We start from the raw sequence: 3,756 nt of genomic DNA on the forward strand, positions 1-3,756 counted from the left end.
AGGGGGTGTCGTACGACACCCGCATCATCGAACCCGGCATCACGAAGGTCGTGTAGTGAATCGTCATGGCCAGAGCGTAGTTCCGAGCACCGACAGCACGGTCCGGCCCGATACAGGGCTGCCCGAGATCTTGGCAACGCCCCCGCCGAGCGGCCCTCTTAGGGAGCAAGCAGCAGGTCGAGCGGCGAGACGGGAGGGCGCCAACCGGGGACTCGCCGGGTGGGCGCCCTGACCGGTTCGGGTCGCCCACAGCATCTCCCAGTGAGCCTGCCTCAGGGAGCCAGGCGCTGCACCAGGTCGACCGAGGGGCCCACGAGCCAGATCTCCTGGAACCCGACGCTCACTGCCCACCCGCCGTGCTGTCGGCGGAACGTCTCCGCGACGGAGCGCAGCGCGTGCGCAGGGGCGTGAACGGCATCCAGGGCGAGATGGATCTCGCGATCGGACCGTGTCTGTTTCGCCTCGATCGCGAAACGGAGAGCCTCGACCAGAGCCTCCTCACTGGTACTGGTACGAAAGGCCGAGCCGCGCGCGAGTTCACGCCATGCCGCCCGCTCGGGCCTCGTCACCTGGATCTTGAGGCGCTGTCCGTTCGGACCACTGGCCTCGCAGTCGATGCCCCTCTCGTCGCGGGCGCTCGCGTTGGTCAGTTGCGGAGGGTCCCACTGCGCGCCGTCTTGATTGAGGCGCTGCACAAGTAGCTGTGCTGTTCGCAGCTCCGATTCGGATTTGGAGGGGCTACGACCCACCCGTACCTCAACCCGCCCCGCAGGATCGCTCTGGACGCTGGTGTCATGTCCGTCGCCGCCTGTAACGATCCGTTCGCCGCCTTCGCCGACGCCGTCGACAACGTGCGACTCGGTGACGTTGACCGTGTCGTCCGCGTAGACGTGGTGGACTTCGCCGACGGGCTCGTCCGGTTCCGCGGACTTCCGTGCCTCCATACCTCGGTCTCCGTCCTTCAGCGCCGCGATTCTTCGCCGTCCAGCATGACCGGCAGAGGCTGCTCCCGCCGGAAACCGCCGTCACATGGTGCGTCGGCCCGGCAGCCCCGGGTGCGCCGGTCGCCCGGCAGTGGACGACGAAGCGCGTACCCGGCCTCCTCGCGCCGTCTGAAATCCTCGGCGCGGAGCGCCACCGGCCTGCGAAGCTGTCGGGTCGGATACGTCGGATCAGCCCGGTACGAGACCAGGACACGCACCATGCCCACGAACACACCCGTCACCTCCGCAGCCCACCGCCGCGTGGACTGGAAGGTCCTCGACCGCGCCCTGGCCCCGTACTCCACCGACTCCCTTCTCCTGCTCCTCCAGGCCGCCCTCACCTCGCCGGACTTCCAACGGCTTGAGGACCACCTGCTGCTGATGCTCACCCGCGTGCTGCGCGCCCCCAACCGGCCGGGCGTGCCCGCCGGCGCCGACGACCTGCCCGGACTGGTAGACGCGATCGTGCGAGCCGCCCCCGGGCGAGGAGTCCTCACCGACCGCGATCCCAGCGACCTGCGCGCTGGAGTGGGCAGCACCGTCGCGGGTGAGAGGCTGCTGGTCCACCCCGGGCAGCTCGCCCATCCTCTGCTCGTGCTGCGCAGCCTGGAGCTCACCGCCTTGGCCGTCGACCAGCCGCTGTGCGAGGCGCTCGGCTTCGGGATCGGCGATGTCCTCGAACTGGCCCTGCGGATCACCGACCGGGCGCTCTGCGCACTCACCCCTGCCTGGCCCGATGCCGCCCCGGACGATGTGGAGGAGGACTGGGTCGCCTGCCGTCTCACCTCCGCCGAGGTCGAGGCCGCCTCCGCGATCGCGACGGCCGACCCGATCGGCCTCGTCCCCTCCTGCCGACACCCGGAGCGCGCCGACCGCGCCCTGGAATGGCTGACCAGCCGGGTCAAGGACCTACCACTGCGCTACCGCCCCGACACGCCGCTGCTGGGCCCCGTCCTGGCCGTCACCGCGCACGGCCGGCGTCTGCCCGTTCCCGCCGGCGCGGCGACGGACGCCATCGCCCCGGCTGCCAACAGGCTGCTCGCCCTCCTGCCGCCGAACGAACTGGCCGCCGTCGAGGAGCGGTTGCAGGAGGTGACCGTCTCCCGGCTCGCCCAGCTCCTCGGCCTGGACCACATCCCCGCACGTCCCGGACCGGTGTGCCGCATGACCTCGCCCAGCCACCGCTACGACATCGCCGTCGTCAGCGCGCTGGCGGACGGAGCTCTGAGCGGACGGGTCGAGGAAGGCCGCGCTGCTCTCACCGACACCCCGCCGGGCCGCGGGCGCCTCGTCGTCTACGGCGGTCCCCGTGTGCTGACTCGCGAGCTGATTCGCGACACCGCCTACCTTCACGTCGAGGAGCTCGCCGAGATCCTCCACCAGGCCGACGGTAACCTGACTCTCCTGGCCCTGTTCGTCCTGGAAGTCACCGAACACCCCGGCGTCCACGGCGTGGCCTACCTCGATGCCCTCGACGCGTGGTCGCACTGGCACCGCAACGCCACCCTGCTGCTGCCCGGCCCCGACAGCGACGACATCGCCTTCGTCCCCGCCACGCCGTACGACGAGGTCTGGGAACACGCCGCCGTACACGCGGCCACCGACCGTGTGCTGAGCGCTGCCGGTCTGCCGGGCGTACGGGACTTCACCCGCGTCACGCCGATCCCTCCCGAGCCCGGGACCCACGGGACGCGAGCCGCTCTGGAGTACCACAGCTCCGAGGGCACCCTGCTGGTCCGTACGTCGACCGTCCCGCCGATGGTGATCGTCGCTGTCCCCTCCCCACAGCGCGGCACCCCGCTCGATGCGCGGGGTATGGACGACCTGGCCGACGCCCTGCTCACCGCGCTCACCACCATCGAGCCGGCCGCCGCGCACGCAACGCTCCCCGACGGCTCACTCCTCATCCTGGACGTGACCGTTGCCGTTGAACCGCACCAGCTGCCCACCGGAGCACCGGAGCCAGCCGCTGACGCCGACACCGACGCCGACGCGGAGGAGAGTCTCCTCGTGCGTGTCGGCGCCGACCCCGAGGGCGCGCGGATCGGCCTCGTCGTCGACCCGCCGATGCTCGCCGCCTTCGCCGGTGACGGCCAGCAGGGGCACCGCATCCTGGGCCAGCTCGTCCACGAACTCATCGCCCAAGTCCGCACCGGCCGCGGTGCCGGGCCCGGCACCGACGTCGACACGTTCACCGAGGCGTGGAACAGCGCCCATCCGCTGCTGCTCCTAGCGGGCATCACCGATTACTGGCCCGCCACCCGCCCGGCCTACGCGCTGCCGCGCACCCCGCACCTGCACGTGCGCGCCCTGCGTGCCGCGGCCGCTGCGGTGCGCCGCCGCGGCGTGCAGGCCGGCACGTGGCGCGGCGCGGATGCGTGCCGGCCGGGCGGGCCCGCCGAGCAGCTCCTGCACGCCCTGGAGGCAGAACTCGCCGACCAGATCAGCGCCTACCAGCCGGCCTTGTTCGGTGAGCTTGCCCGGCACCTGAACGCCGCGTGGTCGCACCGCACTCGCTCGCACACGCAGATCGCGGTCAACCTCGCGTCCCCCTGGGCGGAGAACTGGGCTGACGAGTCCCGGCGCCAGCAGCAGGACGCCATGACCGCCACCAGCGCATTGACCCTCGTGGTGCAGCAGGCGCTCGTCACCCCGCCCGTCGGCGACCGGCTCGTCGACGTCCTTGCCGTCGCCGAGGTCGCCGCGCTCGCCGAAGTCGTCTTCACCACTGGCAACACGGCGGTCGCCGCCGCGCGCCGCCTGCATGATCTTG

At 71.6% G+C, this 3,756-nt stretch carries 2 protein-coding genes; one reads left to right on the forward strand and one right to left on the reverse strand.

Annotated elements, in window-relative coordinates; all coding sequences use genetic code 11:
* Nucleotides 1-272: 272 nt before the first annotated feature.
* A complete protein-coding gene (locus tag AOK08_RS29790; RefSeq protein WP_055531809.1) occupies nucleotides 273-944 on the reverse strand; it encodes a hypothetical protein in 672 nt (223 codons plus the stop codon).
* A 258-nt stretch (nucleotides 945-1,202) separates the two neighbouring features.
* On the opposite strand from AOK08_RS29790, the gene AOK08_RS29795 reads away from it, so the two are divergent.
* On the forward strand, nucleotides 1,203-3,756 hold a 2,554-nt coding region (locus AOK08_RS29795; protein ID WP_055531811.1), incomplete at its 3' end, for a hypothetical protein.

It is taken from the genome of Streptomyces graminilatus, assembly GCF_001418565.1.
GTDB classification, from domain to species: domain Bacteria; phylum Actinomycetota; class Actinomycetes; order Streptomycetales; family Streptomycetaceae; genus Streptomyces; species Streptomyces graminilatus.